3 protein-coding genes and 1 pseudogene are annotated in these 5,602 nt (G+C 41.2%); all 4 read left to right on the top strand.

The features are described from left to right. Positions 1-249 (top strand): annotated as a pseudogene (locus AB4114_RS35635) (GNAT family N-acetyltransferase); the annotation flags it as partial. Between the two features lie 17 nt (positions 250-266). Then, a complete protein-coding gene (locus AB4114_RS35630) occupies positions 267-602 on the top strand; it encodes a GNAT family N-acetyltransferase (protein WP_441992657.1) in 336 nt (111 codons plus the stop codon). A gap of 718 nt (positions 603-1,320) precedes the next feature. Beyond that, the gene (gene ltrA / locus AB4114_RS35625) at positions 1,321-2,991 is read left to right on the top strand and encodes a group II intron reverse transcriptase/maturase (protein ID WP_441992656.1); all 1,671 of its coding nucleotides are present in this window, start codon (positions 1,321-1,323) and stop codon (positions 2,989-2,991) included. Positions 2,992-3,697: 706 nt separating this feature from the next. Then, positions 3,698-5,503: a group II intron reverse transcriptase/maturase gene (gene ltrA, locus AB4114_RS35620; RefSeq protein WP_441992655.1), complete on the top strand. Its 1,806-nt coding sequence runs from the start codon at positions 3,698-3,700 to the stop codon at positions 5,501-5,503. Positions 5,504-5,602: the final 99 nt, after the last annotated feature.

Raw genomic sequence — 5,602 nt, 5'->3', positions numbered from 1 at the left:
GAAAATAATCTTTTAATTCTAAAAAGAGTTCCAACGATATCAGAATATATAAAGCTTTGTTGTGCGGTTGGTTGGGAAGATTATATGAATTTCGAAGTTGCAGAAGAATCTTTAAACCAATCGCTGTTTGGTGTAATTGTCCAATACCAAGGTGAAGTAGTGGGAATGGGCAGAGTAATTGGCGACGGGAGAATCTATTTTTACATTCAGGCTTTAAAAATGAATACTTACCACACACTGAAGAACTAAAACAACGGCTATTATTTGTGCTAAATCAAGAAGGGAAGCCAATCGGGACAATAACTGGTTGCTGGAACCATACTAGAGAGAGACGAGACTCATCGATTCATTGGTTTGCAGTAAAGAGGGAATATCAGGGGCTTGGAATTGGGAAAGCTTTAGTGGCTGAATGTATACGAGTTCTAAAAAATCTTGAAGGTGATGCTGATGTTTATTTACATACTTGGAGCTACAAGGCGATTGCACTGTATTTGAAAACTGGGTTTAATATTGAAGTAAGTGAGACATTTTCTCTTTATCAAAATGATTATGAACAGGCGCTTCCAATATTACAGAATCTGTTGAACAACAAGCTACGCTAACGGGTAAGTACGACAAGTTCTGCTATAAGCACCAAACAGTGCGAAAAACAGGAGATTACACGAGTAATCTTAACTTTACAACCAAGGATGGGAATGACGGAACCACGTATCCCGAAACCATCCCGCCAATACTCCTGCGCGCGTCATKTTTAACAGAAGATGAGGTGTGAAGTACAGGTAGATTCGGCAGAACGAAGGCTAGAGCCATTCAAAAGAAAAGGTATGCCAACGGATATGTCGCGYGGCTGAAAAACTGAATATGGTGAGAATGCTCGCACAGAAGCGAACTGACGAACTTCCGAATGTACAAGTCTAAAGTTAGAGCATGCGGAAACGCATGTACCATCAAACGATGGGGTGAGTGGCGTAAAGTAAGACTTTACCCTATGAAATAYGCTATGCCTAACAAGGGTGGCATCAATCTCACAGGCTTAGAGGAAGCACCTAAGTTCAGAAAAAAAAAAAAAAGCTAGGTTGTAAGGGACTTGGAAAGCAAGGGACGTTGAAAGAAGGGCTGTTACCCGAAACGGTTGCAATAAGGCATATGCCGAAATGAATTAATCCTTGTGAGGGTAGGGGCACGACCGAAGAAACCTCTGTAATGGAGATGGAGGAACAGCCCCAAGTCTAATTGAAAAGAACGATCATTTTCCATACGTGAATTGCACCGATCAGGTAGGAATGTGGGGACATCGCTTCGTTTAGGAGGGATGCCACAGTGCAAGCTTTACGAAATTGGGAGTATTACGGCATGACGGAATCTTTTACGGATCTGCACGAAAGATCAGCAAACAAAGAAACCTTCTCGCATCTATATGAGATCGTCACATCTAGAGAAAATATCTTGCTAGCTTATCGTACAATGAAGTCCAACAAAGGATCAAAGACACCAGGAACAGATGGACTAACCATCAAAGACATCGAACAACGACCCGAAWACGAATTAGTAAGTGAAATCCAAAATAAACTGCMAAACTATCGCCCCAAGAATGTCAGAAGGAAACTCATCGAAAAAGATAACGGTAAGATGAGACCGCTGGGCATCCCGTGTATCCTCGACCGTATCATTCAACAGTGCTTCAAGCAAGTCCTTGAGCCCATAGCTGAAGCCCAATTCTACAACCATAGCTATGGTTTCAGACCCCTTCGATCGGCACACCATGCCATGGCAAGAATACAGTTTCTCATCAATCAGGCTTCGATGCATTATGTAGTAGACATCGACATTTTGGGATTCTTCGACAACGTCAACCATACCTTGCTCGTAAAGCAGCTTTGGAATATGGGAATTCAAGATAGAAGAGTTCTAGCATGCATTTCAAAAATGCTAAAAGCTGAAATCGAAGGGGAAGGAATACCTTCAAAAGGGGTACCTCAAGGGGGCTTGTTGTCAACACTGCTCTCGAATATTGTATTGAATGACCTCGATCATTGGGTGGCAGGTCAATGGGAATTCTTTCCCCTGACACAASCGTTCAAGTCTAGGGATGGAGAAAGGCGCGCGAAAATAMGGTCAAGTCTGAAAGAAGGCTACCTGGTTCGGTACGCCGACGACTTTAAAATCATTTGCAGAGATTGGCGATCAGCCCAAAGATGGTATCATGCGGTTGTTTTGTATCTCAAAGACCGTTTGAAACTGGACGTGTCACCTGAGAAATCGCAAATCATTAATTTGCGAAAACGAGAGTCGGAGTTCCTAGGGTTTACTATCCGAGCGAACAAAAAGGGTCAAAAGCGAGTAGCTCATACTGRTATAAAATCGGACAAAAAGCAGAAGATCAGAAGTGAAGTTAAGAAACACATTCTCAGAATGAGGACTTCACCCACGGCTCTAAACGCTGCACGGTTTAACAGCTTTGTTTTAGGAATTCACAACTATTTCAATCGGGCAACACATGTTAGTGTTGCGTTCTCACGTCTTGCCTACGATCTGCGAGCTTTCATGTACAATCGTCTCAGACAAATCGGGAAATACGAGCATCCTGCAAACCCACCGCCAACGTATAGTAAATTTTACAGCTTGGGTTACAGGACTTTTAAAATAGCAGATGTTTATTTATATCCTCTTGCCAATGTGAAAACCAAGAATACGATGGGCTTTAGTACAGGTCTTTCACTCTTTACCACAGCAGGCAGAGAACTAATATACAAAAAACTTCGACCAGATTTACGTCAGGAAATTTACCTYCTATCGAAATCTAGCATCCCGAATCAAAGTGTTGAATACATGGATAATCGGATTAGCCGGTATAGCATGAAGTTGGGGAAATGCGAAATTACAGGCATGTATCTCTTCGCATTCGATGTTTACTGCCACCATTATATCCCGCCACACGCAGGTGGAACCGACAAGTTTAACAACTTGCGTATCCTCCACAAGGATGAGTAACGAGGAAGTGCGACTTGTTCTGCTATAACTGCTACTTAGTAGGAAAGGCAGGGACTCAACCCGAGTCCAACTCTGTATCCAAGGATGGGAATGATGTAACCATGTCTACTGAAACCATCCCATTAAATTCCTACTTGCGGTGGGAATGACAGTTTCCTCTGTAAGAAGCTAGGTAAAGTCGGCAGAACGAAGGCTACAGCCACTCACAAGAGAAGGTATGCCAACGGATATGACGGATGGCTGAAAAAGAAATCATGGTGAGAATTGTCCAATAATGGACTGACGAATTACCGAATGTACGGGTCTAAAGTTACAACATATGGAAACATATGTATCAGCAAGTGCTGATGTGGGCGATGAAAAGTACAAATTTCTTCTAGGAAATTCATTACACCGAACAATGGCGGTGTCCAACTCACAGGCTCAGAGGTAACACCTAAAATTTCTATGCATAGCTAGGATACAGGGAACAAGGAAAGCAAGGAACGTCGCATTTAAGGTCTGCCAGCCCAGACGGTTGCTATAAGGCATATGCCGAAATGCATTAATCCTTGTGAGAGTAAGGGCACGACCGATGAAACTCTTGTAATGAGAGTCGAGGAAAAGCCCTGAGTCTTCTATATAAATCAGTTAATTTTCCAAAAGTGAATTGCACCGATCAGGTAAGAATGTGGGAACGCTGCTCCAGTAAAAGGGGGAGTCCACAGTGCAAGCTATTCGATATTGGGATTATTACAATATGGTTGAGACCTTTACGGACTTACATTCAAGAGCCACTAACAGAGAAAATTTTACTCGTTTATACGATACAATTTCTTCTAGGGCAAATATCCTTTTGGCTTTCAGAATGATCAAATCTAATAATGGCTCACATACAGCAGGAACAGATGGTAAGACAATCAACAGCTTCAAAACTCTGACCGACGAAGAAATTGTAACCCTAATTCAACGAAAACTGGCTAATTATCAACCCAAACAAATAAGGCGAGTTCTTATCCCTAAACCAAATGGAAAGCAACGTCCACTTGGTATCCCTTGTATGATTGATCGCATTGTCCAACAATGCTTTAAACAGGTTCTTGAACCCATAGCCGAAGCTCATTTCTTTAAACACAGTTATGGTTTTAGACCATTACGGTCAACACACCATGCAATAGCTAGAGTTCAGCATTTGGTTAACCTCGTTGGTCTGCATTATGTAGTGGATATAGACGTTTTAGGTTTCTTCGATAATGTTAACCATACCCTACTAATCAAGCAATTATGGAACATGGGTATAAAAGATCGAAAAGTTCTACGCATTATAAGTAAAATGCTAAAAGCTGAAATCTCAGGCGAAGGAATCCCATTTAAAGGGACTCCGCAAGGAGGCATTCTGTCGCCGCTACTCTCTAATATCGTACTAAATGATCTCGACCACTGGGTTTCTGAACAATGGGAATCTTTCAATTCCAATTTCAAATACGCTCATAACGGAAGTAGACATAACGCTTTAAAAAAAACCAATCTCAAAGAAGGATACATTGTCCGCTATGCGGACGACTTCAAAATCCTTTGCCGTGATTGGAAAACAGCCCAAAAGTGGTATCATGCTGTAAGACTTTACCTCAAGGATCGTCTTCATCTTGATATATCACCTGAAAAATCACAGATAGTAAACCTTAGAAAACGAACTTCAGAGTTCTTGGGATTTACAATATTTACAGTGAAAAAGGGTAAAAAGATAGTGGTACAAACAGGGATTAGCGATAAGAAGAAGCGTGAAATTAAATTGGAAGCGAAGAAGCATATAAAAATAATGCAAAAATCGCAAACAAATCAAAACGCTAATTCTTACAACAGCTTCGTATTAGGGATACACAATTACTTCTGTAAGGCTACACAGGTAAACCCAGAGTTTTCACGTCTTGCCTACGATCTTAGAGCATTCACCTACAATCGACTTAAACTGGTTGGGAAATATGAGAATCCTACTAAAGCACCCCCAACTTACCGAAAATTTTACAGCATAAATTTTAGAACGTTTCGGATAAATGATACATATCTGTTTCCTCTGTGTGATGTGAAGACCTCAAACAATATGTGTTTTGGTCGTGGGATGACCCCTTTTACAGAGCTGGGAAGAGGAATGATATACAAAAAGTTGCAAGAGGGCATTAGGAAAGAAATTATAAAACTCATGGAATCCAACATACCCAACCGAAGTGTGGAGTACCTGGATAATAGAATCAGTCGATATAGTATGAAAAAGGGATGCTGTGAGATTACAGGTATGTTCCTTTTCTCATCATACGTCCACTGTCATCACTATCTGCCAATTCATCTTGGTGGGGACGATAAATTTAACAATCTTCGTATCCTCTTTAAAGATGTTCACGTACTCATACATGCAAAATCTAAGGAATTGATTGAAAGACTCGTCGCCAACCTTGGTATAACCGAGAAAATGGCTATAACGATAAACCAATATCGCAAAATGAGTAACTTGGAAGCTATTAACACGACTCTGTAGAAGATAGAACGCCGTGTGCGGTTAAAGTCGCACGCACGGTGTGGCGGAGGGGAAAAGACGGAGATTATTTCAAAGTCTTACCTATTCCAATCTTATGAT

The organism is Paenibacillus sp. 2RAB27 (assembly GCF_052115445.1).
GTDB lineage: Bacteria > Bacillota > Bacilli > Paenibacillales > NBRC-103111 > Paenibacillus_E.
Note: the sequence above shows the minus strand (reverse complement) of the source record. Positions and strands in the feature narration are given on the sequence as shown.